26 protein-coding genes and 4 tRNA genes are annotated in these 25,164 nt (G+C 59.2%); all 30 read right to left on the reverse strand.

Annotation, left to right across the window (positions count from 1 at the left end; translation table 11 throughout):
- Positions 1-11: 11 nt before the first annotated feature.
- On the reverse strand, positions 12-344 hold the full coding sequence (gene rplV, locus ACZ5AC_RS13905; protein WP_028576629.1) for a 50S ribosomal protein L22: 333 nt from the start codon (positions 342-344) through the stop codon (positions 12-14).
- 14 nt (positions 345-358) lie between these two features.
- A complete protein-coding gene (gene rpsS / locus ACZ5AC_RS13910; protein ID WP_464248187.1) occupies positions 359-631 on the reverse strand; it encodes a 30S ribosomal protein S19 in 273 nt (90 codons plus the stop codon).
- An 8-nt stretch (positions 632-639) separates the two neighbouring features.
- Positions 640-1,470, reverse strand: a complete 831-nt coding sequence (rplB, locus tag ACZ5AC_RS13915; protein WP_464248188.1) for a 50S ribosomal protein L2 — start codon at positions 1,468-1,470, stop codon at positions 640-642.
- Positions 1,471-1,472: 2 nt separating this feature from the next.
- Complete coding sequence (gene rplW, locus ACZ5AC_RS13920) at positions 1,473-1,763, reverse strand: 50S ribosomal protein L23 (protein ID WP_464248189.1); 291 nt, start codon at positions 1,761-1,763, stop codon at positions 1,473-1,475.
- Complete coding sequence (rplD, locus tag ACZ5AC_RS13925; RefSeq protein WP_464248190.1) at positions 1,763-2,383, reverse strand: 50S ribosomal protein L4; 621 nt, start codon at positions 2,381-2,383, stop codon at positions 1,763-1,765. The genes rplW and rplD overlap by 1 nt, the downstream gene beginning before the upstream one ends.
- Positions 2,384-2,394: 11 nt before the next feature.
- Positions 2,395-3,027 carry a 50S ribosomal protein L3 gene (gene rplC, locus ACZ5AC_RS13930; RefSeq protein WP_464248191.1) on the reverse strand — a complete coding sequence of 211 codons (633 nt, stop codon included), beginning with the start codon at positions 3,025-3,027 and terminating at the stop codon, positions 2,395-2,397.
- Between the two features lie 18 nt (positions 3,028-3,045).
- Complete coding sequence (gene rpsJ, locus ACZ5AC_RS13935; protein ID WP_028576635.1) at positions 3,046-3,354, reverse strand: 30S ribosomal protein S10; 309 nt, start codon at positions 3,352-3,354, stop codon at positions 3,046-3,048.
- Between the two features lie 15 nt (positions 3,355-3,369).
- Entirely contained in the window at positions 3,370-4,563 is a 1,194-nt protein-coding gene (gene tuf / locus ACZ5AC_RS13940; protein ID WP_464248192.1) for an elongation factor Tu, read from the reverse strand.
- 15 nt (positions 4,564-4,578) lie between these two features.
- A complete protein-coding gene (gene fusA / locus ACZ5AC_RS13945; protein WP_464248193.1) occupies positions 4,579-6,648 on the reverse strand; it encodes an elongation factor G in 2,070 nt (689 codons plus the stop codon).
- Between the two features lie 14 nt (positions 6,649-6,662).
- The gene (rpsG, locus tag ACZ5AC_RS13950) at positions 6,663-7,133 is read right to left on the reverse strand and encodes a 30S ribosomal protein S7 (RefSeq protein WP_028578496.1); all 471 of its coding nucleotides are present in this window, start codon (positions 7,131-7,133) and stop codon (positions 6,663-6,665) included.
- 18 nt (positions 7,134-7,151) lie between these two features.
- A complete protein-coding gene (gene rpsL, locus ACZ5AC_RS13955) occupies positions 7,152-7,523 on the reverse strand; it encodes a 30S ribosomal protein S12 (RefSeq protein WP_028578495.1) in 372 nt (123 codons plus the stop codon).
- A gap of 89 nt (positions 7,524-7,612) precedes the next feature.
- Positions 7,613-11,815: a DNA-directed RNA polymerase subunit beta' gene (rpoC, locus tag ACZ5AC_RS13960; RefSeq protein WP_464248194.1), complete on the reverse strand. Its 4,203-nt coding sequence runs from the start codon at positions 11,813-11,815 to the stop codon at positions 7,613-7,615.
- Between the two features lie 53 nt (positions 11,816-11,868).
- Positions 11,869-15,960 carry a DNA-directed RNA polymerase subunit beta gene (gene rpoB, locus ACZ5AC_RS13965; protein WP_464248195.1) on the reverse strand — a complete coding sequence of 1,364 codons (4,092 nt, stop codon included), beginning with the start codon at positions 15,958-15,960 and terminating at the stop codon, positions 11,869-11,871.
- Positions 15,961-16,152: 192 nt separating this feature from the next.
- Positions 16,153-16,536 carry a 50S ribosomal protein L7/L12 gene (gene rplL, locus ACZ5AC_RS13970; RefSeq protein ID WP_028578492.1) on the reverse strand — a complete coding sequence of 128 codons (384 nt, stop codon included), beginning with the start codon at positions 16,534-16,536 and terminating at the stop codon, positions 16,153-16,155.
- Between the two features lie 29 nt (positions 16,537-16,565).
- A complete protein-coding gene (rplJ, locus tag ACZ5AC_RS13975) occupies positions 16,566-17,084 on the reverse strand; it encodes a 50S ribosomal protein L10 (RefSeq protein ID WP_028578491.1) in 519 nt (172 codons plus the stop codon).
- A gap of 102 nt (positions 17,085-17,186) precedes the next feature.
- The gene (gene rplA / locus ACZ5AC_RS13980; RefSeq protein WP_464248196.1) at positions 17,187-17,891 is read right to left on the reverse strand and encodes a 50S ribosomal protein L1; all 705 of its coding nucleotides are present in this window, start codon (positions 17,889-17,891) and stop codon (positions 17,187-17,189) included.
- A 16-nt stretch (positions 17,892-17,907) separates the two neighbouring features.
- Positions 17,908-18,330 (reverse strand): 50S ribosomal protein L11, encoded by a 423-nt coding sequence (gene rplK / locus ACZ5AC_RS13985; protein WP_464248197.1) that lies wholly within the window; start codon positions 18,328-18,330, stop codon positions 17,908-17,910.
- Between the two features lie 25 nt (positions 18,331-18,355).
- Entirely contained in the window at positions 18,356-18,898 is a 543-nt protein-coding gene (gene nusG / locus ACZ5AC_RS13990; protein WP_464248198.1) for a transcription termination/antitermination protein NusG, read from the reverse strand.
- A gap of 13 nt (positions 18,899-18,911) precedes the next feature.
- Positions 18,912-19,145 (reverse strand): preprotein translocase subunit SecE, encoded by a 234-nt coding sequence (gene secE, locus ACZ5AC_RS13995; RefSeq protein ID WP_464248199.1) that lies wholly within the window; start codon positions 19,143-19,145, stop codon positions 18,912-18,914.
- Between the two features lie 24 nt (positions 19,146-19,169).
- Positions 19,170-19,245, reverse strand: a tRNA-Trp gene (locus ACZ5AC_RS14000).
- Positions 19,246-19,297: 52 nt separating this feature from the next.
- Positions 19,298-19,447 (reverse strand): 50S ribosomal protein L33, encoded by a 150-nt coding sequence (gene rpmG, locus ACZ5AC_RS14005; RefSeq protein WP_028578486.1) that lies wholly within the window; start codon positions 19,445-19,447, stop codon positions 19,298-19,300.
- A 3-nt stretch (positions 19,448-19,450) separates the two neighbouring features.
- Positions 19,451-20,644 (reverse strand): elongation factor Tu, encoded by a 1,194-nt coding sequence (tuf, locus tag ACZ5AC_RS14010; RefSeq protein WP_464248192.1) that lies wholly within the window; start codon positions 20,642-20,644, stop codon positions 19,451-19,453.
- Positions 20,645-20,749: 105 nt separating this feature from the next.
- Positions 20,750-20,825: transfer RNA gene (locus tag ACZ5AC_RS14015), tRNA-Gly, on the reverse strand.
- A gap of 62 nt (positions 20,826-20,887) precedes the next feature.
- Positions 20,888-20,973: transfer RNA gene (locus ACZ5AC_RS14020), tRNA-Tyr, on the reverse strand.
- An 8-nt stretch (positions 20,974-20,981) separates the two neighbouring features.
- Positions 20,982-21,056 (reverse strand) — tRNA-Thr (locus ACZ5AC_RS14025).
- Between the two features lie 95 nt (positions 21,057-21,151).
- Complete coding sequence (gene lpxC, locus ACZ5AC_RS14030) at positions 21,152-22,075, reverse strand: UDP-3-O-acyl-N-acetylglucosamine deacetylase (RefSeq protein ID WP_464248200.1); 924 nt, start codon at positions 22,073-22,075, stop codon at positions 21,152-21,154.
- Between the two features lie 124 nt (positions 22,076-22,199).
- Entirely contained in the window at positions 22,200-23,042 is an 843-nt protein-coding gene (gene prmC / locus ACZ5AC_RS14035) for a peptide chain release factor N(5)-glutamine methyltransferase (protein WP_464248201.1), read from the reverse strand.
- Between the two features lie 25 nt (positions 23,043-23,067).
- The gene (prfA, locus tag ACZ5AC_RS14040) at positions 23,068-24,129 is read right to left on the reverse strand and encodes a peptide chain release factor 1 (RefSeq protein WP_464248202.1); all 1,062 of its coding nucleotides are present in this window, start codon (positions 24,127-24,129) and stop codon (positions 23,068-23,070) included.
- A gap of 26 nt (positions 24,130-24,155) precedes the next feature.
- A complete protein-coding gene (gene rpmE, locus ACZ5AC_RS14045) occupies positions 24,156-24,365 on the reverse strand; it encodes a 50S ribosomal protein L31 (RefSeq protein WP_464248203.1) in 210 nt (69 codons plus the stop codon).
- A 98-nt stretch (positions 24,366-24,463) separates the two neighbouring features.
- Complete coding sequence (locus tag ACZ5AC_RS14050; RefSeq protein WP_028577813.1) at positions 24,464-25,108, reverse strand: redox-sensing transcriptional repressor Rex; 645 nt, start codon at positions 25,106-25,108, stop codon at positions 24,464-24,466.
- Positions 25,109-25,164 lie beyond the last annotated feature (56 nt).

Raw genomic sequence — 25,164 nt, forward strand, 5'->3', positions numbered from 1 at the left:
GCACTGCCCTCCTAGAGTTCATCGACAACCACAGTGATGTGGCTGGTGCGCTTGATAATTCTGTAAGCCCGGCCCATCGCTCTCGACTGAATGCGTTTCCAGCTCGGGCCGCCGTCGATGCGAACTTCCTTGACATAGAGGTTGTCGACGTTCAGCTTGTAGTTGTGCTCGGCATCGGCAATCGCAGTCGTCAGGACCTTCTCGATCAGACGGGCAGCTTTCTTCGGGGTGAATTTCAGGACATTCAACGCATCCTCGACAGGCTTGCCGGTCACGTTACGTGCGACCAACCTGGCTTTCTGCGGAGAAACGCGTATAAACTTGGCAACCGATCTTGCTTCCATGTGAAACTTCCTGCCTATTTCTTCTTCTTATCAGCAGCGTGGCCAAAATATGTCCGGGTGGGTGCGAATTCACCAAGTTTGTGGCCGACCATGTTTTCGGACACAAACACCGGGATAAACTTCTTACCGTTATGCACAGCAAAGGTAAGACCGACCATCTCGGGAATAATCGTGGACCGGCGGGACCAGGTCTTGATCACCTGACGGCTTCTTTCAGCGTTGGACTTCTCCACCTTTGCGAGCAGGTGGCCGTCCACAAAGGGGCCTTTTTTCAGAGACCTTGGCATATCAACTCCTACTTAGTTCCGCGGCGTTTGACGATAAGCTTGGAAGAACTCTTCTTGGGCGAACGGGTCTTGTAACCCTTCGTGGGCTTGCCCCAAGGAGTCACGGGGTGACGTCCGCCGGAGCTTCTGCCTTCGCCGCCGCCAAGCGGATGGTCGACGGGGTTCATGGCCACGCCACGAACCTTCGGCCGCTTGCCAAGCCATCTGTTGCGGCCGGCCTTGCCGATGGACACGTTCTCGTGCTCGATATTGCCGACCTGACCGACAGTCGCCGTATTCACGGCCAGGACCTTGCGGACTTCACCGGAAGGCAGTCTCAACAAGACATACTTGTCTTCCTTGGCGATGACCTGCGCGTAGGAACCGGCGGAACGGACGAGCTGACCGCCGCGGCCCGGGTAAAGCTCCACGTTGTGCACGAGGGTGCCCAGGGGGATTCTGGCCAAAGGCAGGGCGTTGCCGGGCTTGATATCGGCCTTTTCACCGGCCAGGACCTGGTCGCCGACATTGATGCCAACGGGACAGATGATGTAGCGCTTGTCGCCATCGGCGTAATGCAGCAGGGCGATGCGGGCGCTTCTGTTCGGATCGTATTCGATGGTGGCAACCTTGGCGGGAATGTCCAGCTTGTTCCGCTTGAAATCGATCAGACGGTACAGGGACTTGTTTCCACCGCCGCGACGACGCATGGTCACGCGGCCAAAATGGTTGCGACCGCTCTTCTTGGTCAAACCCTTGGTCAGGGACTTCTCGGGGGTCGAACGGGTGATCTCATCATAGGTGAGCACCGTCATCGACCGGCGTCCGGCAGATGTGGGTTTAAGCTTGCGAATTGCCATGGTTATACCCCTTCAAAGAAATCGATCTTTTCGCCGGCAGCGAGAGAGACGTAAGCTTTCTTGTAACCGCTCATTTTGCCGACCGCGCGACCGAACTTCTTCCTGGTCCGCGGACGGTAATTGACGATGTTCACCGCAGTGACCTTCACGTTGAAGACATCTTCAACGGCCCGCTGAACGTCGATCTTGTTCGCGGCAGTATGCACATAAAAAGCAACCTGATTGCCAAGCTCCTTGAGGCCAGTCGATTTCTCGGAAATCAGCGGCCTGAGTAATACTTGCGTGCTTTCCATTATTTCAACCTCTCCTGCAACACGGCGACTGCGCCCTGGTCCAGGACCATCTGAGGATACTTGAGGATTTCGTAGACGTTGACCGATTGCGGATCCAACACGAGAAAACCAGGAACGTTCCTGGCCGAAAGAGCAAGGTTGGTATCTTTTTCAGCAACAACAATCAAGGCTTTTTTCAGACCCAAGGTGTTCTTGCAGGCCACGAAGTTCTTGGTCTTGATTTCGTCGAACCTGAGCTGGTCCACAACAAGCAGGTTGTCCGTCGTGAACCTGGAGGACAGAGCCATCTTCAGGGCCAGCTTGCGGACCTGCTTGTTGATCTTGAAGCCGTAGCTCCGGGCCTGCGGTCCATGCACGACGGCACCGCTGCGCCACAGAGGCGAACGGCTGGAGCCGGCGCGGGCGCGGCCGGTGCCCTTCTGGCGCCAGGGCTTCTTGCCGCCGCCGCTGACCAGGCCGCGGGTCTTCACGCCGACGGTGCCGGCGCGGAGCTTGGCCAGGTGGGAGCGCACGGCGAGGTGCAGCAATTCAGGCTTGACCTCGACCTGGAAGACATCGTCAGCCAGGGAAATCTCGCCGACTTCCTTCCTGTTCTGATCATATACTTTCGCGTTTGCCATTATCTTCACCCCTATTTCATCTTGCTGAGGACGACGATCCCCTGCTTGGGTCCCGGGACCTGGCCGCGAACCAACACGACATTGTCCTCCGGGCGGACGTCGACGATCTCGATGTTGAGCATGGTCGCCGTCTTGTTTCCGAGCTGGCCCGGAAGCTTCTTGCCCTTGAAAACCTTGCTCGGCCAGGCGCACTGGCCGATGGAACCGGGCTTTCTGTGAACCTGTTCATGTCCGTGCGTGGCCGGAGCGCCGCCGAAGTTCCAGCGACGAATGACGCCCGCGAATCCACGGCCCTTGGAGGTGCCGGTCACGCGAACCTTTTCGCCGGGGGTGAACATTTCGACAGTCAGTTTCTGTCCAATTTCATATTCATCGACGTTACCGAGACGGATTTCCTTCAGCATTTTGTAAAAGCCACAATTTGCCTTCTGCTGATGGCCCTGCTCAGGTTTGTTCAGACGATGCGCTGCAACTTCTTCGAAACCAACCTGCAATGCAGTATAGCCGTCTTTCTCACTGACCTTTTTGTCAATAACAGGACAAGGACCGGCTTGGATAACCGTGACAGGAATGACGTTGCCGTCAGATCCGTAAATTCTGGTCATGCCGATCTTGCGCCCAACAAGTCCCATAGTCTGTTTCATGATAGCCTCTCGTTATCCCTACAGCTTGATTTCTACATCAACGCCAGCGGGAAGATTCAGCTTGCCCAGCGCATCAACTGTCTGTTGGGTGGGTTCAAGAATGTCTAAAAGGCGCTTGTGTACACGCATTTCAAACTGTTCACGAGATTTCTTGTCCACGTGCACAGACTTCTGAATGGTCTGCTTGTGGATGCGAGTCGGCAACGGAATCGGGCCGGCAATGGATGCGCCGGTGTTACGTGCGGAGTCAACGATCTCGGCTACAGCCTTGTCCAAAATGCGGTAGTCGTACGCTCTCAATTTAATGCGAATTTTATCACTGTTCATGATGGCTTAGCCCCATTACTCCTGAATTTCGGAAACAACGCCGGCGCCGACGGTACGGCCGCCTTCACGGATGGCGAAGCGCAGGCCCTTTTCCATGGCGATCGGGTTGATCAGATGCACATGGAACGTCGTGTTGTCGCCGGGCATGATCATTTCGATACCTTCGTTCAGCGTCACGACGCCCGTGATGTCCGTCGTGCGGAAGTAGAACTGCGGACGGTAGCCAGAGAAGAACGGGGTGTGACGACCGCCTTCTTCCTTGCTCAGGACGTACACTTCGGCGGAGAACTTCGTGTGCGGGGTGATGCTGCCCGGCTTGGCCAGAACCTGGCCGCGCTCGACTTCGTCACGCTTCACGCCGCGCAGCAGAGCGCCGATGTTGTCGCCGGCCTGGCCTTCGTCCAACAGCTTGCGGAACATTTCAACGCCCGTGCAGGTCGTCTTGCGGGTGTCGTTGATGCCGACGATTTCCACTTCCTCGCCGACGCGCACGATGCCGCGCTCGACACGACCGGTCACGACGGTGCCGCGGCCGGAGATGGAGAACACGTCTTCGATGGGCATCAGGAAGGGCTTGTCCGTCTCGCGCACCGGCTCGGGGATGTAGGCGTCACAGGCGTCCAGCAGCTCGAGGATGCACTTGGCGTCTTCGGCGTCGGCGCTGTCGCTCTCCAGAGCCTTCAGGGCGGAGCCGCGGATGACCGGAACGTCGTCGCCCGGGAATTCGTACTTGGACAGCAACTCGCGCACTTCCATCTCGACCAGCTCGATCAGCTCCTCGTCGTCGACCAAGTCGACCTTGTTCAGGAACACGACCAGGTAGGGCACGCCGACCTGACGGGCGAGCAGGATGTGCTCACGGGTCTGGGGCATGGGGCCGTCGGTGGCCGCGACAACGATGATCGCGCCGTCCATCTGGGCCGCGCCGGTGATCATGTTCTTGATGTAGTCGGCGTGACCGGGGCAGTCCACGTGGGCGTAGTGACGCTTGGCGGTTTCGTATTCGACGTGCGCGGTGGCGATGGTGATGCCGCGCTCCTTTTCTTCAGGAGCCTTGTCGATCTCGTCGAAGGCGACGAAGGAACCGCCGCCCTTGAGGCTCGCGATCTTGGTGATCGCCGCGGTCAGGGTCGTCTTGCCGTGGTCAATGTGACCAATGGTGCCAATATTGACGTGCGGCTTCTTTCTTTCAAATTTCTGCTTGGCCATGATTCATCTCCATTCTCATTTCTTGGTCAATTCTTCGGCAAGACTCGCGGGCACGCGGTCATAGTGGTCGAACAACATGGTGTACGTCGCCCGCCCCTGGGTCTTGGAACGCAGATCCGTCGCATAGCCGAACATGCTGCTCAGCGGCACGTTTGCGCGGATGATCTGCATCCCGTGCCGCATTTCGAGGCTCACGATCCGGCCGCGACGGCCGTTCAGATCACCCATGACGTCGCCCATGTAATCGTCGGGAGTCAGCACCTCGACGAACATGATGGGCTCCAGAAGAACAGGGGCCGCCTTGTGGCAGGCTTCCTTAACGGCCATGGATCCGGCGATGTAGAACGCCTGCTCCGAAGAATCGACTTCGTGGTAGGAGCCGTGGACCAGCTCGACCTTGATGTCGACCATGGGGAAACCGGCCATGACGCCGTTCAGCAGGGCATCCTTGATGCCCTTGTCGATGGCGGGGATGTATTCCTTGGGAATGACGCCGCCGACGATACCGTTCACAAATTCATAACCTGCGCCGGGTTCCTGCGGGTAGACCTTGATGACCACGTGGCCGTACTGGCCGCGACCGCCGGACTGCTTGGCGTACTTGAGATCCTTCTCGCTGGGCTTGGAGATGGTCTCACGGTAGGCTACCTGAGGCTGACCGACGTTGGCGTCGACCTTGAACTCGCGGGTCAGACGGTCGACGATGATCTCGAGATGCAGTTCGCCCATGCCGGCGATCAGGGTCTGGCCGGTCTCCTCGTTGGTCTTGACCCTGAAGGACGGGTCTTCCTTGACCAGCTTCCCGAGGGCCTGACCAAGGGCATCACGGTCAGTCTTGGTCTTGGGCTCGATGGCGACTTCGATGACCGGCTCCGGAAAGTCCATGGACTCCAGGAGCACCGGGCGCTTCAGGTCGCACAGGGTCTCGCCCGTGGCGGTCTGCTTCAGGCCGACGGCGGCGACGATGTCACCGGCGTGGGCTTCCTTGATGTCCTCACGCTTGTTGGCGTGCATCTTCAGCAGGCGGCCGACGCGCTCCTTCTTGCCGGATGCGGCGTTCAGGACCGTGACGCCGGTTTCCAGCACGCCGGAATAGATGCGCAGGAAGGTCAGGTGCCCGATGAACGGATCGGCCATCAGCTTGAAGGCCAGTGCGCTCAAGGGCAGGTCGTCGGAGCATTCGCAGACGATCTCGTTTCCGTTGTCGGGATCGGTGCCCGTCATGGGCGGAATGTCCACCGGAGAAGGCAGATAGTCCACAACGCAGTCGAGCAGAGCCTGAACGCCCTTGTTCTTGAAGGCGGACCCGCAGATGACCGGGCAGATCTTCATGCCGATGGTCGCGGAACGGATTCCGGCCATGATTTCTTCCGGCTGGAGTTCCTCGCCGCCGAGGTACTTCTCGAGCAGGCTCTCGTCCTCTTCGGCAATGGCCTCGACGAGGTTCATGCGCCACTCGTCGACAAGATCGATCATGTCTTCGGGAATGTCGCGCACATCGATGGACTCGCCCTTGGAGGCCTCGTCATAGAAAAGGGCCACCTTGCGCACGAGGTCGATCTGTCCCTGGAAGTTCTCCTCGGAACCGATCGGCAGGTGCAGCGGCACGGGCTTGGCCTTGAGACGATCCTTGATCATGTCGACGACTCGGTAGAAATCAGCGCCCGAGCGGTCCATCTTGTTGACAAAGGCGATGCGGGGGACACGATATCTGTCCGCCTGGCGCCACACGGTCTCGGACTGGGGCTCGACACCGCCGACGGCGCAGAAAACGGCGACGGCTCCGTCGAGGACGCGCAGCGAGCGCTCCACTTCAACGGTGAAGTCGACGTGGCCGGGAGTATCGATGATGTTGACCCGGCAATCGCGCCAGAAACAGGTCGTCGCAGCGGAAGTGATCGTGATGCCACGCTCCTGCTCCTGCTCCATCCAGTCCATGGTCGCCTGACCGTCATGCACCTCGCCAAGCTTGTGGGAGACACCGGTATAATAAAGAATACGCTCGGTAGTCGTGGTCTTGCCCGCATCGATGTGGGCCATGATACCGATATTGCGCTGATTTTCTATTGGGACTCGTTTAGACACGAAAAGAACCTCTTTTACCAGCGGTAATGCGCGAAAGCCTTGTTGGCTTCGGCCATTCTGTGGGTGTCCTCACGCTTCTTGATGGCACCACCGCGATCGTTGAAAGCGTCAAGGAATTCAGCAGCCAGGCGCAGGACCATGCCCTTTTCACCGCGAGTGCGGGAGTAGTTGACCAGCCAGCGGATGGCCAGGGCTTCCTGGCGGGCCGGACGAACTTCCATGGGAACCTGGTACGTGGCGCCGCCGACACGACGGGATTTGACTTCCATCTGCGGCTTAACCTTCTCGATAACCTGCTCGAAGGCCTTCAGAGGCTCGCTGTCCGTGCGCTTCCCCAGCTCTTCAATGGCATCATAGAATATCTTCTCGGCAACGCTTTTCTTGCCGTCATACATCATCTGGTTCACAAACTTTGTGACCACCCGGCTTCCGTACTTCGGATCCGGCAGCACTTCACGCTTCGGCGTGGCTCCCTTGCGAGGCATACGTCAATCTCCTTGTACCTATTTAGGACGTTTGGCTCCGTACTTGGAGCGGCTCTTCCGGCGATCCTGAACACCGGCCGCGTCCAGCGTACCTCTGATAATCTTGTAGCGGACACCGGGCAAATCCTTGACACGGCCGCCGAGGATCATGACCACGGAGTGCTCCTGCAGGTTGTGCCCTTCGCCGGGGATGTACGAAGTCACTTCGATTCCGTTGGTCAGTCGCACTCTCGCGACCTTACGAAGAGCTGAGTTCGGCTTCTTGGGCGTCGTGGTGTACACGCGCACACAAACTCCCCGACGCTGCGGGCATCCCTGCAGCGCGGCTCTTTTTGTGCCTTTCACCTGGAGGACCCGCGCCTTGCGGACCAACTGATTGATAGTGGGCATTTCAAACTCCATGAATAAACTTTTTGAGAAGGGGGTTCATAATTGAACTCCCCTGCCCTTGTCAACTCGCCACTCTGGCCAGATCAAACTTACTGTTCCATGAAAAACGGATCTTTCTCCAGGTCCTCCAGGAACTTGTCGGGACTTTCCGGCTGGTCCGGAACAATGATGTCATTTTCGATGTAGGCCCTGAAGCCCGTGCCGGCATTGACCAGCCTGCCGACAATGACGTTTTCCTTGAGACCGTAGAGGTAATCCTTCTTGCCGATCAGGGCGGACTCGGTCAGGACCTTGGTCGTCTCCTGGAACGATGCCGCGGAGATGAAGGATTCCGTGGACAACGACGCCTGGGTGATGCCCAGAACCAGGGGTTCGGCCACTGCGGGCTGCAGGCCCGTGGCCAAGCACTTGGCGTTGGTGTTCGTGAACCGCATCTTGTCCACCTGCTCGCCCATGAGGAAACCGGTGTCGCCGGGATCCAAAATAGAGAGCTTCTTGAGCATCTGGCGGACGATGATCTCGATGTGCTTGTCGTTGATGTACACGCCCTGGAACCTGTACACGTCCTGCACCCCGTCGACCAAGTAGAAGGCCAGGTACTTCTCGCCCTTGATCTTCAGCAGGTCGTGCAAGTCCGGCGTACCTTCGGTCAGCAGTTCGCCGCTCTCGACGAAGTCGCCCTCGCCGACGCTGATGTGCTTGCCCTTAGGAATCAGGTACACGCGCGCCTCGCCGACTTCGGGTTCGACGATGAGCTTGCGCTTGCCCTTGGAATCCGGGCCGAAGCTCACGATGCCGTCGATCTCGGACAGGATGGCCTGATCCTTGGGCTTGCGGACTTCGAAGAGTTCGGCAACGCGCGGCAGACCGCCGACGATGTCCTTGGTCTTCATGGTTTCGCGCGGCTTACGGGCGATGATGTCGCCGGGCTGGACCGAGTCTCCGTCATTGACCATGACGATGGCGCCGACAGGCAGGGTGTAGGATGCCTGGGTCCCGGTGTCCGGCTTGGTCTTGCACACGCCGTTCTCGTCGCAGATGGAGATGCCGGGACGGAAGCTCGACGAACGGAACTCGATGACCGTCAGCGTCGACTTGCCCGTGGCCTCGTCGATGCGTTCCTGCACAGTGCGGCCTTCGATGATGTCCGTAAAGTGGACGACACCCTCGACGTCCGTGACGAACGGCTCGTTGAAGGGGTCCCACTCGGCCAGGCGGTCGCCCTTCTTCACCTCGGCCCCGTTCTCGAAGTACAGCTTGGCGCCCGAGGGCAGCGCGTACTTCTCGCGCTCGACACCCTGATCGTCCACGATGCGCAGCTGGCCGCTCTTGCCGAGGACCATGCGCTCGCCGCGGTTGTTGGTGACGGTACGCACGCGGGACAGCACGATGCGGCCCTTGTTCATGGCCTCGTAACGGCTCTGCTCAATCTCCTTGGAGGCCGTGCCGCCGATGTGGAACGTTCTCATGGTCAGCTGGGTGCCCGGCTCGCCGATGGACTGGGCGGCGATGATGCCGACGGCCTCGCCCACGTTCACCAGGTGTCCGCGGGCCAGATCGCGGCCGTAACACAGCGCGCACACCCCGTGCTTGGCCTTGCAGGTCAGGGCCGAGCGGATGGTGATGGTGGCGATGCCGCGACGCTCGATTTCCTGCACCAACTCCTCATTGATCATGGTGTTGGACGGGATGAAGACCTCGCCCGTATCGGGGTCGAGGACGTCGTACATGGCCACGCGGCCGAGCACGCGTTCGCTCAGGCGCACAGTGATCTCGCCGCTCTTGGTGACATGGGACAGCTCGATGCCGTCCACGGTCTTGCAGTCGTGCTCGCTGACGATGACATCCTGCACGACGTCGACCAGACGACGGGTCAGATAACCCGAGTTGGCCGTCTTCAGCGCGGTGTCGGCCAGACCCTTGCGTGCGCCGTGCGTGGAGGTGAAGTACTGCAGAATGGTCAGGCCTTCGCGGAAGGACGACGTGATGGGCGTCTCGATGATCTCGCCCGAAGGCTTGGCCATCAGGCCGCGCATGCCGGCCAGCTGGCGCATCTGGTCCTGGTTGCCTCGTGCGCCGGAGTTGGCCATCATGAAGACCGAGTTGAAGCTGTTGCAGCGCTCCTCCGGTGCCGAAGACACATGCCAGCGAAGCGCATGCTTCCGCTCGACCGCCGCGTCCTGATTCGGATTCGGCACGGTATCGTACTTCAGTTCGCGCATCATGGCGTCGGCCACTTCGTTGGTCGCCTTGGTCCAGACGTCGACCACCTTGTTGTATTTTTCCGTGCGGGTGATGATCCCCTCGCGGTACTGCTGCTCGATGTCGGCCACCTCTGTGTGCGAACGGTCGAGAATGCCCGACTTGGCGGGCGGGATGGTCAGGTCCTTCACGCCGACGGTGATGCCGGCCTGGGTCGAATATTCGAAACCGAGATCCTTCAGCTTGTCGCAGAGGATGACCGTGGCCTTGGTCCCGGCCAGGCGGTAGGCCTCGCCCACCAGACGGCCGATGACCTTCTTGCTCATCTCACGGTTGTAGACGTCGAAGGGGACCTCGACAGGCACGATCTCGCGGATGATGATGCGGCCGGGCGTTGTGTTGACGAGTTGGCCGTCGATACGGACCTTGACGCGGGCGTGCAGTTCCACGTGTCCGGAGTCATAGGCGCAGATGACCTCCTCCGGGTCGGCGAAGATCATGCCCTCGCCGCGCTCGAAGGGACGCTCCACGGTCAGGAAGTACAGGCCGAGGACGATGTCCTGGGACGGCACGATGATCGGGGAGCCGTTGGCCGGCGACAGGATGTTGTTCGTGGACATCATGAGCACGCGGCACTCGATCTGAGCCTCCACCGACAGGGGCACGTGCACGGCCATCTGGTCACCGTCGAAGTCGGCGTTGAACGCAGTACAGACCAGCGGGTGCAGGCGGATGGCCTTGCCTTCCACCAGGATGGGCTCGAAGGCCTGGATGCCGAGACGGTGCAGCGTGGGCGCGCGGTTCAGCAGAATGGGGTACTCGCGCACGACCTCTTCGAGGATATCCCAGACCGCCACTTCCTCGCGCTCGACCATCTTCTTGGCGCTCTTGATGGTGCTGGCGTAGCCGCGTTCCTCGAGCTTGGAGTAGATGAACGGCTTGAACAGCTCCAGGGCCATCTTCTTGGGCAGACCGCACTGGTGCAGCTTGAGATACGGGCCGACCACGATGACGGAACGGCCTGAGTAGTCGACGCGCTTGCCCAGCAGGTTCTGGCGGAAGCGGCCCTGCTTGCCCTTGATCATATCCGACAGGGACTTCAGGGGCCGGCCGTTGGTTCCGGTGATGGCCCGGCCGCGGCGGCCGTTGTCGAACAGCGCGTCCACGGACTCCTGCAGCATGCGCTTTTCGTTGCGGATGATGATGTCCGGGGCGCCCAGTTCGAGGAGACGCTTCAGGCGGTTGTTGCGGTTGATGACGCGGCGGTACAGATCGTTGAGATCCGACGTGGCGAAACGGCCGCCGTCCAGGGGAACCAGCGGGCGCAGCTCGGGCGGGATGATCGGGATCACGTCCATGATCATCCACTCGGGCTTGTTGCCGGACTCCAGGAACGCCTCGACGATCTTCAGCCGCTTGGCGAGCTTCTTCTTCTTGGTCTGGGACCGGGTGGACTGGGATTCCTCGCGCAGTTCCACGCGCAGGCTGGCCAGGTCGATCTCCTGCAGCAGGATCTTGATGGACTCGGCGCCCATGCCCACGGTGATGGCGTTGTCGTTGTAGTGGTCGAGGATCTGGAAGTACTGCTCCTCGGAGATGACCTGCTTCTTCTGCAGGGTCGTCTCACCCGGATCGAGGATGATGTAGGAATCGAAGTACAGCACCTTCTCCAGATCGGCCATGGTCATGTCCAGCAAGGTGCCGATCTTGGAAGGCAGGGACTTCAGGAACCAGATGTGCGCCACGGGCGCGGCGAGCTCGATGTGGCCCATGCGCTCGCGGCGGACCTTGGAGGCAATGACCTCGACGCCGCACTTTTCGCAGACGATGCCGCGGTGCTTCATGCGCTTGTATTTGCCGCAGTTGCACTCGTAGTCCTTCACGGGACCGAATATCTTGGCGCAGAACAGGCCGTCCCGCTCCGGCTTGAATGTGCGGTAGTTGATCGTTTCGGGCTTCTTGACCTCGCCGAAGGACCATTCGCGGATCTTTTCCGGAGAAGCGACGCTGATGCCGATCGCCTTCAGGTTCTGGCTGTTGAAAGAGCTGGTCGCACTGCCCCTTTGTGTAAAAAGATCATCAAGACTCATCGTATATTCCTCATTCTGTGGTCGAAGTGAAAATCCGTTGCCGCAGGCAGGGTCTATCTCTTGCGCGGACGCTTGCGGTCATCCTCGACGAGGGTGACCTCCAGACCCAGGGCCATCATTTCCTTGACCAAGACGTTGAATGATTCGGGCATGCCGCTTTCGAGGAAATTGGATCCCTTCACAATCTTTTCGTACATCTTCACGCGCCCGTTCACGTCGTCGGACTTCACCGTCAGGAATTCCTGCAGCAGATAGGCCGCGCCGTAGGCCTCCAGGGCCCAGACTTCCATTTCACCCAGACGCTGTCCGCCGAACTGGGCCTTGCCGCCCAGGGGCTGCTGCGTGACCAGGGAGTAGGGACCCGTCGAGCGGGCGTGGATCTTTTCGTCGACCAGGTGATGGAGCTTAAGGTAGTACATGTAGCCCACGGTGACGCGGTTATGGAACGGGACGCCGGTGCGGCCGTCGAAGAGACGGGCCTTGCCGTCCTCAGGCAGGCCGGCCCGCTTGAGCAGCCCCCAGATCTCGCTCTCCTCGGCGCCGTCGAAGACCGGGGTCTTCATGACGATGCCCTTGTTCAGGGCCCGGGCCGCCTCGATGACTTCGTCGTCGCTCATGGAGTCGATCAGGGCCGATGTCTCGGAAGAATCGAAGATATCCTTGATTTCCCTGCGCACGATGGCGGCGCCCTCGGCGACCATGGCAGCGATCTGCTGCCCCAAGGTCTTGGCGGCCCAACCAAGGTGCGTTTCCATGATCTGGCCGATGTTCATGCGCGAAGGCACGCCCAGGGGGTTCAGGACGACGTCCATGGGTGTGCCGTCGGCGAAGAACGGCATGTCCTCTTCGGGCAGGATGTTGGACACGACGCCCTTGTTGCCGTGACGGCCAGCCATCTTGTCGCCGACGTTGAGCTTGCGCTTCACGGCCACGTACACCTTGGCCATCTTGATCACGCCGGGGGGCAGATCGTCACCCTCGGTGACCTTGCCGCGCTTGTTCTCGTAGACGTCCTTGATGAACTTGAGCTGCAGGTCGAAGTAATCGAGCTGGTTCTTGACCGCCTCGTTGACCTCCTTGGCGGCGAAGGCGCCGGCGAGCTTCTTCAGCGGGATCTCGGCGAACACGTCTTCCCTGATGGGCTGGTTCGCTTCGAGAAGAACCTCGCCCTTGCGCTTGCCCATGATGGTCTTGGCCACGCTCTTGCCCTTGCAGGCCTCCCAGATCTTGCGACGGGTGGCTTCGGTCAGGGCCGCGGCATGCTGACGCTCACGGACGTCGATGCCCTCGAGCTCGTAATTCTCGATCTGACGGGTGCGCTCGTCCTTGTCGCCGGAGCGGCGGTTGAAGACTTTCACGTCGATGACCGTGCCCTCGATTCCCGGCGGGACCTTGAGGGAGGTGTTCTTCACGTCGCGCGCCTTGTCGCCGAAAATGGCCCGCAGCAGGCGCTCCTCGGGAGTGAGCTGCGTCTCGCCCTTGGGTGTGATCTTGCCGACGAGGATGTCGTCGGGTTTGACCTTGGCGCCGATGCGGATGATGCCGCTCTCGTCGAGGTTGCGGAGCATCTCCTCGCCGACGTTGGGGATGTCGCGGGTCACTTCCTCGGGCCCGAGCTTGGTGTCGCGGGCGAAGACGTCGAACTCCTCTATGTGGATGGAGGTATAGATGTCCTCCTTCACCACGCGCTCGGAGATGAGAATGGAGTCTTCGTAGTTGTAGCCGCACCAGGGCATGAAGGCCACCAGCAGATTCTTGCCCAGGGCCAGCTCGCCGTCACTGATGGCGGGGCCGTCGGCCAGGACCACGCCCTTACGGACCTTGTCGCCGACCTGAACGCGCGGCTTCTGGCCGAAGCAACTGTTCTGGTTCGACTTGTGATATTTCTGCAGCTCGTAGAAACGCACGCCGCCTGCCTCTGGATAGAGGTCGCCCGTGTAGGCGACGATGACCCGGTCGGCGTCGACGTACATGATCTCTCCGTCTCCTTCGGCCATGAGACAGCTGCCGGAATCCTGGGCCACCTTGCCCTCGATGCCGGTGCCGACCAGCGGCTCCTCGGTCACGAGCAGGGGCACGGACTGGCGCTGCATGTTCGAGCCCATGAGGGCGCGGTTGGCGTCGTCGTGCTCCAGGAACGGGATGAGCGCCGAGGAGATGGACACGATCTGTCCCGGGGAGATGTCCATGAGGGTCACTTCCTCGCGAGGCACGATGGCGAATTCACCTTCCACGCGGGCCTCGACGAGGGGGTTCACGAACCGCCTGTCGTCGCCGAAGATGGCGTTGGCCTGGGCGATGATGTGCCCGGACTCGGTGGAGGCCTCCATGTACTGGATGTCGTCGGTGACGTACCCGTCCTTGACCACGCGGTACGGGGTCTCGATGAAACCGTAGTCGTTCACCAGGCCATGGGTGGTCAGGGACACGATGAGGCCGATGTTCGGACCTTCGGGGGTCTCGATGGGGCAGATGCGGCCGTAATGGCTCAGGTGGACGTCGCGGACCTCGAACCCGGCCCGTTCGCGCGTCAGACCGCCGGGCCCGAGGGCGGACAGACGGCGCTTGTGCGTGACCTCGGACAGGGGGTTGGTCTGATCCATGAACTGGGACAGCTGCGATGTGCCGAAGAACTCCTTGAGCACGGCCGTAACAGGTTTGGGGTTGACCAGGTCGTGGGGCATGAGCGTGGCGACTTCCTGCAGGCTCATGCGCTCCTTGATGGCGCGCTCCATGCGCACGAGGCCGATGCGGTACTGGTTCTCAACCAGTTCGCCGACCGGACGGACGCGACGGTTCCCGAGGTGATCGATGTCGTCGGCCGGACCGTGGGAGTCCTTGAGCTGGACGAGCTTCTTGACCGACCGGAAGATGTCTTCGTTGGACAGGGTCCGGTGGTCGATGGGCAGATTCAGGCCAAGCCGCGAATTGAGCTTGTACCGCCCCACCGGGGACAGGTCGTAGTAGTCGGGGTTGCGGAACAGGTTGTCGAAAAAGCTGGCCGAAATCTCGGCGGTCGGCGGGGAACTGGGGCGCAGGCGCTTGTAGATGTCGATCTGGGCGCTTTCCAGGTCCTCGCACTTGTCCATGGCCAGGGTGTCGCGCATGCACGAGGACACCTCTGCGCCGGAGGAGAAAATGGAACTCAGCTCGGTAATCCCGCCTGCCTGACACTTCTCGACGGCAGTTGCGGTCAGGGGATCGCCGGCGCGCAGGATGACCTCGCCGGTCTGCGGGTCAACGATGTCCACGGCAGCGAATTCCGTCTCCAGGGACTCCGGACGGACCTCGTAGAATTCGACCCCTGCCTTGATCATGCGCCGCCACATGGCCTTGGTCATGGCCTTGCCGGCGGCCACGACCACCGTGCCGTCGGGGGCGACGATATCTGCGTGGGCCACTTCCTTGCGGAAATTGTATTCTTCAACCTTGCGCAGAACCCTGGTCCCGTCCAGGCGGAAGGTGTCCTTGTCGTAGTAGTAGGCCAGGATGTCCTCGCTGGTCATGCCCATGGCCTTGAGCAGAATCGTGGCGGGCATCTTCCGTCGACGGTCGATGCGGACGTAGAGGATATCCTTGTGGTCGAAGTCGAAATCGAGCCAGGAGCCGCGCATGGGGATGATGCGGCAGCTGTAGAGGATCTTGCGGCTGGAATGGGTCTTGCCCGAGTCGTGTTCGAAAATGATGCCGGGAGAGCGCTGGAGCTGATTGACGATGACCCGTTCCGTGCCGTTGATCAGGAACGTCCCCTTCTGGGTGATGAGGGGAATGGTTCCGAAATATATGTCCTGTTCCTTGATGTCGTGGATGGTGCGGCTGCCGGACGCTTCGTCCACATCGTAGACGGCGAGGCGGACCTTGATGCGCAGGGGGGCTTCAAAGGTCAGGCCCTTGGAGATGCATTCGTCCACGTCGTACTTGGGCTTGCCGATCTCGTAGCTGACGTATTCCAGGGTGGCAGTCTTGTTGAAATCATGAATGGGAAAGACAGAACGAAACACGCCTTCAAGCCCGATGTCCGTGCGCATGCTGGGGGGGACGTCGGTCTGGAGAAATTTGTTGTAGGAATCAAGCTGAAGGCTTAAAAGATGAGGGATCTCAATGGAATCTTTGATTCGTCCGAATTTCTTGATCAGTTTGTTCATCGTTTCCCCTCAGGAAATGGGAGGTTGCTGGGCAGGCAAAGCGTTTCAGCCAGGATAGGCTGCTATATATGAAAGCCTCATGCGGGGGCAGGAGCGACCCGTGAAGCGAGGTATTACATAAAAAGGCGTAAAGAGTGTAAGAGGTTTTCTCCCCTTACACTCTTTACGGAAAGTCAGGCAAGAAGCAAAAAACTACTTGATTTCAACCTTCGCGCCGGCTTCTTCAAGCTGCTTTTTGGCGTCGTTGGCGGCGTCCTTGGCAGCGGCTTCGAGGATCACGGAAGGAGTCTCGTCGACCTTGGCCTTGGCTTCCTTCAGCCCGAGGCTGGTCAGAGCGCGGACGACCTTGATAACGCCGATCTTGTTGGCGCCGGCTTCCTTCAGGATGACGTCGAATTCGGTCTTTTCCTCTTCGGCGGCTTCAGCGGCGGCCACAGGGGCGGCGGCGAAAGCGGCGACAGGGGCGGCGGCGGAAACGCCAAACTTCTCTTCCAGTTCCTTGATGAAACCAGCCAGCTCCAGCACGGTCATGTTGGAGATGAATTCGACAACCTGTTCTTTGGTGATATCAGCCATTTTGTCCTCCTAAATATGTAGCAATTGGCTCATTCTTCTTTTTTGTCTTTGAGGGCGTTCAACACGTTGAGCATCCCCCGAATCACATTGGCAAAGAGAGACACGAAATTCTGCGGCACGGCGTTCATGGTGCCCAGAACAGTCGCGAGCAACTGTTCGCGGCCGGGCAGTTCGGAAAGGGCCTTGATGGACGCCTCTTCCAGGAACTTGCCTTCCAGGCTTGCGTAACGCACAGAAAACTTGTCGTTCTTCTTTGCAAACTCAACCAGGACCTTCGCAGCGACGACAGGGTCGTCATAGCCAAAAGCCACGGCGCAGTTGTACTTCAAGTGGTCGTTGAGTACGACGTGCGGTCCTTCCTCGAAGGCTTTGCGTGCCAGAGTGTTCTTCACGACCTGATAGTCGCACCCCGCCTCGTGCAGCTTTGCACGCAGGGGAGTCAGCTCTGCCACCTTGAGCCCATGGAAGTCCGTGACAATGGCGATGCTCGCCTTGTCAGCCTTCTCCTTCAGGCCATCGATGATTTTTGCTTTTTCTGCCCTATTCACCACGTACCTCTCTATAGCTAGGCAGAATGAGCCAAAGCCGTCTGTGCAGGATATTAAGGAATGTCCACCTGCATTCTCTGACTCATCTACTTGTTATGAAACTTATTCTCCCGTTTTACGCAGGGAAGCGGCGTCGACCTTGACGCCAGGGCCCATGGTGGAAGACAGAGAGACGGCCTTCACATAGGTGCCCTTGGCGGTGGAGGGTTTGAGCTTGATCAGCGCATCGACCACGGTCCGCAGGTTGCCGAGCAGCTTCTCGGAACCGAAGGAGACCTTGCCGATGGGGGCGTGGATCACGCCGGCCTTGTCAACGCGGAACTCGACCTTGCCGGCCAGCAGTTCGCGGATGGCGTTCTCCAGGTCGGGGGTGACGGTGCCGGTCTTGGCGTTGGGCATCAGGCCGCGGGGGCCCAGGATCTTGCCGATCTTGCCCACATGACCCATCATGTCGGGCGTGGCGACGGCCTTGTCGAAGTCGAGCCAGCCGCCCTTGATCTTCTCGACCAGTTCGTCGCCGCCGGCATCGATGGCGCCGGCATTGCGGGCCTTCTCCTCGTTCTCGCCCTTACAGAAGGCGACAACGCGAACCGTCTTGCCCAGGCCGTGAGGCAGGGACACGGCGCCGCGGACCATCTGGTCGGAGTACTTGGGGTTGACACCCAAGTTCACCGCCACATCGACGGTCTCGTCAAATTTGGCGAAGGAGCTCTTGAGAACCAACTCGACAGCTTCAGCCACATCGTACATCTTGAGGCCGTCAATGGCCTCGCATGCTTTCGTGAATTTCTTTCCGTGCTTGGGCATGGCTAGTTCTCTCCCCTTATTCCACTTCAATTCCCATACTGCGAGCGGTACCCATGATGGTCTTGCACGCAGTCGGCAGATCATAGGCAGACAGATCAGGCATCTTGATTTTCGCGATTTCCTCGACCTGAGCCATGGTCACCTTGCCCACCTTCTTCTTGTTCGGCTCTCCGGATCCCTTCTGCAGCTTGGCAGCTTTGACCAGGAGGACGGCGGCCGGAGGAGTCTTGGTGACGAAGGTGAAGGAGCGGTCCTGGAAGACCGTGATCTCGACAGGAATGATCATCCCCTTGTCGTTCATGGTCTTGGCATTGTACGCCTTGCAGAACTCCATGATGTTCACGCCGTGCTGACCCAGGGCGGGACCGACCGGCGGAGAGGGATTCGCAGCTCCTGCGGGAAGTTGCAGCTTGATTATTGCAGTTACTTTTTTGGCCATAACACTACCTCATCTCTAAAAATTATCAGCCTTTCGTCACCTGAACAAAGTCCAGTTCAACCGGCGTTTGTCTTCCGAAGATAGATACCGAGACGCGCAATTTTCCTTTATCGTAGTTCACATCTTCAACCGTGGCATTGAAGTTTGCGAACGGGCCGTCGATCACGCGTACATCATCGCCACGTTCAAAATGAAATTTTGGTCTGGGCTGTTCCTTTCTGCTCTCGATGGTCGCCAGGATGCGCTGAGCTTCCTTGTCGGTCAGGGGCACCGGACGGCTCTTGCCGCCGATGAAGCCGGTGACCTTTGGAATGGACTGAATCATGTGCCATGAGTCGTCCGTAAAGATCATCTTGACCATTGCGTACCCGGGGTAAAACTTGCGGGTGGACGTACGCTTCTGTCCCTTGATGAGCTCGACGACCTTTTCCGTGGGGACGATGACATCCTCGACCAGGCCCTTGGCCTGACCGGTGCGGATCATTTCTTTGATCGTCTGCTCTACGCGCTGCTCAAACCCCGAATACGTGTGAATGATATACCAGCGAGCCTTTGGATCGTCGTTCATGAGGCCCCCAAACCTAGGACAGAATGGCAGCAATGATTTTGGTCAGGACCAAATCGACGATGCCGAGAAAAAATGCCATGACGACGACCAACAACAAAACAGCCGAACTGGTACTGATGGTTTCCTGCTTGTCAGGCCAGACGACCTTTTTCAGTTCCACTTTTGCCTGCTCAAAGAAAACGCGAAGTTCCTGAAACTTCTGCGCTACTCCCTGTTTGGGCATTTCGGTTTCGGCATTTTTTTTCATTTTTTCCATCGCTAGGAGATAAAGTGGCAGGCCAGGAGGGATTCGAACCCCCAGCCCTCGGATTTGGAGTCCGATGCTCTACCGTTAGAGCTACTGGCCTGCGTGTCGGAAATTTTCACTACGGATGCCGCTTGCGCGGCACCCGCGTGAGACTATTTGGATTCGCGATGCTTGGTGTGCTTTCCGCAAAAAGGGCAGAACTTGCTGAGCTCGAGCTTGGCAGTCGTGTTCTTTTTGTTCTTCTGGCTCGCGTAGTTTCTACGCTTGCACTCGCCACACGCAAGAAGGATATTGATGCGCATTGATTACTCCTGAATTTCGGAAACAACGCCGGCGCCGACGGTACGGCCGCCTTCACGGATGGCGAAGCGCAGGCCCTTTTCCATGGCGATCGGGTTGATCAGATGCACATGGAACGTCGTGTTGTCGCCGGGCATGATCATCTCGATACCTTCGTTCAGCGTCACGACGCCCGTGATGTCCGTCGTGCGGAAGTAGAACTGCGGACGGTAGCCAGAGAAGAACGGGGTGTGACGACCGCCTTCTTCCTTGCTCAGGACGTACACTTCGGCGGAGAACTTCGTGTGCGGGGTGATGCTGCCCGGCTTGGCCAGAACCTGGCCGCGCTCGACTTCGTCACGCTTCACGCCGCGCAGCAGAGCGCCGATGTTGTCGCCGGCCTGACCTTCGTCCAGCAGCTTGCGGAACATTTCAACGCCCGTGCAGGTCGTCTTGCGGGTGTCGTTGATGCCGACGATTTCCACTTCCTCGCCGACGCGCACGATGCCGCGCTCGACACGACCGGTCACGACGGTGCCGCGGCCGGAGATGGAGAACACGTCTTCGATGGGCATCAGGAAGGGCTTGTCCGTCTCGCGCACCGGCTCGGGGATGTAGGCGTCACAGGCGTCCAGCAGCTCGAGGATGCACTTGGCGTCTTCGGCGTCGGCGCTGTCGCTCTCCAGAGCCTTCAGGGCGGAGCCGCGGATGACCGGAACGTCGTCGCCCGGGAATTCGTACTTGGACAGCAACTCGCGCACTTCCATCTCGACCAGCTCGATCAGCTCCTCGTCGTCGACCAAGTCGACCTTGTTCAGGAACACGACCAGGTAGGGCACGCCGACCTGACGGGCGAGCAGGATGTGCTCACGGGTCTGGGGCATGGGGCCGTCGGTGGCCGCGACAACGATGATCGCGCCGTCCATCTGGGCCGCGCCGGTGATCATGTTCTTGATGTAGTCGGCGTGACCGGGGCAGTCCACGTGGGCGTAGTGACGCTTGGCGGTTTCGTATTCGACGTGCGCGGTGGCGATGGTGATACCACGCTCCTTCTCTTCGGGAGCCTTGTCGATCTCGTCGAAGGCGACGAAGGAACCGCCGCCCTTGAGGCTCGCGATCTTGGTGATCGCCGCGGTCAGGGTCGTCTTGCCGTGGTCAATATGACCAATTGTACCGATATTGACGTGCGGCTTCTTTCTTTCAAATTTCTGCTTGGCCATAATTACCCCCTAATGAAATTACGTGTACTATATATAGTTATGATCGATTGCGGATATATGCAGGCGGGACAAATCGAAGGCGCTGGGACTTATGAGACGAGGTAATGGAGCGGGAAACGGGACTCGAACCCGCAACCCTCAGCTTGGAAGGCTGATGCTCTAGCCATTGAGCTACTCCCGCATTTCATCTCAGTAGTCGAGCGACAGTCTTAACTGCCTCCTACTGCTTCTCACGGTTCTATATGGTGGAGGGGGGAGGATTCGAACCTCCGAAGTCGTTCGACGACAGATTTACAGTCTGTTCCCTTTGGCCACTCGGGAACCCCTCCGCTCACCCTGGAGCTGGCGATGGGACTTGAACCCGCAACCTGCTGATTACAAGTCAGCTGCTCTACCATTGAGCTACGCCAGCCCGTGAGAACGCATCCAATATGAGCATTCATTTCCGATGGCAAGCATTTTTTTGCCCAACGGCAAAAAAAAAGCGCCTTGCGGCGCTTTCAGCGGCTAAGCCCAGGCGGGCACACCCACAGGAACAATTTCGGGGTCATGCTTGCGCGCAGCGCCCAAAGCCCCTTCCAAATTGGCGAATTCAAGATATTCCGAACTGTTGTCGAAAAGATAGCGCATAAACCGGTTGTTGAAGTCGTGACCGGAACACGAAACCTCGAAATGACCCCACAAGCGGCGCTTGCCGACGGCGATGTCGCCCATGAAGTCGAGAATCTTGTGCCGGACCATTTCATCCTCGAAACGCAGCCCCTCCGGGTTGACCACGCCGTAGTCGTCGAAAACCACGGCGTTCTCGAGGGTGCCCCCAAGGGCCAGACCGTTCTTCTGCAGCCACTCCACATCCTTCATGAATCCGAAAGTCCGGGCCCGCGCGATGCGATAGGAGAAAGAGAGCGGCGAAGACTCGAAACTATATGTCTGATTGCCGATCATCGGATGGGCGAAGGAAATGGCGTAGTCGATGCGCAGGCCGTTATAGGGCTTGACGCTGACGCGCTTGCCGTCCTGCTCGAACACCAGGGGGCGCACGACCTTCGCGATCCTGCGGGGACGGTCGAGCAACCGGATACCGGCGGAATTGATGAGATAGACGTAGACCGAGGCGCTGCCGTCCAGGATCGGGATTTCCTCTCCATCCACCTCGACGATGACGTTGTCTATCTCGAGGCCGACAAGGGCCGCCAAAAGATGCTCCACCGTGGAGACCTTGGCCTGCTCGGTGCCAAGCGTCGTGGCCAGCCCCGTCCCGACGACGCGGCCGGGCTCGGGAACGACCATGTGCCGGCCCGACTTGTTACGGAGGGAGAACACAACACACGTATCGGCCGGGGCAGGCTTGAGCACCATCTCAACCTTCTGACCGCTGTGCAGCCCGACTCCGGAGCACCGAATTTCTTTTTTGAGGGTCGTCTGTTTCATGTCCAAGCTTAATCAAATTCCATGCCAATCATATCAGCAATGCAACATGCCGAAATAGCACGACAAAGCTGACAAATCCATGCTCCAGGCAACCAATCGTTTCTTTTGCGCAACACGATTGGTGCTAAAAAACAACAACCACGAGACGATTCAGGCCTGCAAGGTCCTTCTTCACGCTGACATCCCTGGCCAACGGGGCAAACAACTCCATCATCGCTGCCCCTTGGGAGTGGTCGATCTCGCAGAGCAACATCGAACCCTCGCGCACTCGCCCCCGAAGTCCGAAAGCAAGGCGGCGGTAGACGTCCAAGCCGTCATTCCCGGCGAAAAGGGCCAACCAGGGTTCGTGGTGAAGAACTTCACGGCTCATCGCCTGGCGTGAGTCTTCCGGCACGTACGGGAGATTGGCCAAGATGATGTCGATTTCCCCGACATCAATGCCCTGAACGAGGTCCGCGCGAACAAAGGCGACGCGATCAGAGACGCCATGCTTTCGCGCGTTGCGTCGCGCCGTGGCCAGAGCCTTTTCCGAGATGTCGGCGGCCGTCACCCTGCAGTGCGGAAACATGCCCGCACAGGTAACGGCCAGAGCGCCGCTCCCGGTTCCAAGATCCAGGACCCTGAAGGCAGCGCCCCGTTCGACCGTGTCGAGGAGGTGGTCCACCATGAGTTCCGTCTCGGGCCGGGGAATGAGCACGTCGGGGTTCACCTCGAAATCGAGCCCGTAGAACTCCTTGCGCCCGATCAGGTAAGCGACCGGCTCGCCTTGAAGCCTCCGCAACGCAAGAGATTCGAAAGGGGCAATGGCGCCCTCAGGCACGAGGGAGCTCGACTCCAGGAGCATGTTCAGACGTGAAAGATTCAGGACGTGGGCAAGAAGAACCTGGGCGGAGAGGCGCGGCGAATCGACCCCGGCCGCTTCGAATCGGGTTTCCCAGAAAGCGATGATTTCGCGGCGGGAGTTCATGGAGCACGAAAAAAGCCGAGTTTCCTCAGCTTTGTTTCATGGCTTCGGCCTGGTAATGTTGAACGAGGCCATCTATGATTTCATCGATGTGCCCGTCCATGGCCTGGTCGAGATTGTAGAGCGTCAGGTTGATGCGGTGGTCCGTGATCCGCCCCTGGGGGTAATTGTAGGTCCGGATCCGTTCAGAGCGGTCGCCAGTGCCGACCTGGGCCTTGCGGTTGTCGTCGTAGGCCTTCTTCGTTTCATCTTGGGCGGCCTGCAACAACCGGGAACGCAGCACCTTGAGGGCCTTGGCCTTGTTCTTGTGTTGAGATTTTTCATCCTGGCACGTGACGACGAGACCCGTTGCCAAGTGCGTGATGCGTATGGCCGAATCCGTGGTGTTGACCGACTGCCCGCCCGGACCGGATGACCGGAAAACGTCGACCCGGATGTCGCTCGGGTCGATCTTCACGTCGACTTCCTCGGCTTCGGGCAGGATCGCCACGGTGATGGCGGACGTATGGATGCGCCCCTGGCTTTCCGTGGCCGGAACCCGCTGCACGCGGTGAGCCCCGGACTCATACTTGAGCTTGCTGTAGACGCTGTTGCCCGAAACCGAAGCGACGATTTCCTTGAAACCGCCGGTACCGGTATCGCTGCTGCTCATCACCTCGACGCGCCAACCGTGCAATTCCGCATAACGAGAATACATCCTGAAAACGTCGGCGACGAAGAGCGCCGCTTCCTCGCCTCCAGTGCCCGCCCGTATCTCCAGGATGATGTTCTTCTCGTCTAGCGGGTCCTTGGGCGTAAGCAGCTGCTTGAGCAGACGCTCCTGTTCCTCGATCCTGCTTTTGAGCCCCGGGATTTCGGCCTGGGCCAGTTCGCACAGCTCCGGGTCAGGGTCCTTCGCCAGCTCCTGATTCTCGGCAAGTTCGCTCAGAAGCGTCTTGTAGCGCTCGAACGCCTTTACGACCTCGTCAAGCTCGGCGTGCTTCTTGGCGATCTTGATATAGCGATCCTGATCCTGAAAAATTTCAGGAGTGCTCAGTTCGCGCTCAAGTTCGCGATATTTTGCCGCCAGGCTTTCCAGCTTCGTGATCATGAAGGGTTACGCTACCTGCTGAAAACTTACTTGTTCAGCCCGGCGTACTTCTTGCGGAAACGGTCGATACGGCCAGCCGAGTCGATGAAGCGCTGCTCGCCGGTGAAAAACGGATGGCAGTGGGAACAAATTTCAATCCCGAGCTCAGGGCCGATGGCCGTACGGGTGACAAACTCATAACCGCAGGCGCAACGGACCTGGGTTTCGTAAACTTTGGGATGCAGATCTTTTTTCATGAGAACCTCCAGTTTCAAAAGAGAGAGGACAACTATACCACTCGAAGACGATTGGCAAGTCGAATTTGCGGGATTTCACATCCCGACAGCCCAGGGCTCTATGAGATCCCTTTGGCCTGATTGAGGGAAATATTGAAGGCCACGGAGAAGATGTGGTGCATGAAGTCCACATATTCCACGGCCACGTTTTCCGGCGCCGTGATGCGGGCGGGAGCGAAGTTGACGATGCCGCGTACACCGGCCTCGATCAGATAGTTCGCCGCGCGCTGGGCACGCTCGGGGGGAGTCGTGATGATGCCGATTTCAATGTTGAGCTCGTGGACTTTTTCCTTGAGCCGCCTGGAGCAGACGACCTCGAGGCCGGCCACTTCCTCGCCGATCTTGAAGGGATCGCAATCGAACGCGCCGACGAGGATGAAACCGCGGCGCCTGAAAATCCCGTGCCGCAGCAGCGCCCGGCCCAGGTTGCCGACGCCAACGAGGGCGACGTTCCAGGTTCGGTCTATGCCCAACGACTGTTTGATGGCCGTGAGGAGGTCCTGCACATAATACCCCACCCCACGCACGCCGAACTCTCCGAAGTAAGCCAAATCCTTGCGGATTTGAGAGGGATTCACACCACAAGCGCGAGCCAGGCCGTCCGAGGAGATGACGGAGTCCCCCTCCTGCAAAAGCGTCTCAAGGACCTGGACGTAGACGGCCAGTCTTTGGATGGTGGCGCGTGGGATGTGAGCGCTTTTCAAAATAACTCCGATAACTCTCTTCGCGTTCTGCTTGATGATGCTAAAAAAAGGGGAGG

This window comes from Desulfomicrobium aestuarii (assembly GCF_055385525.1).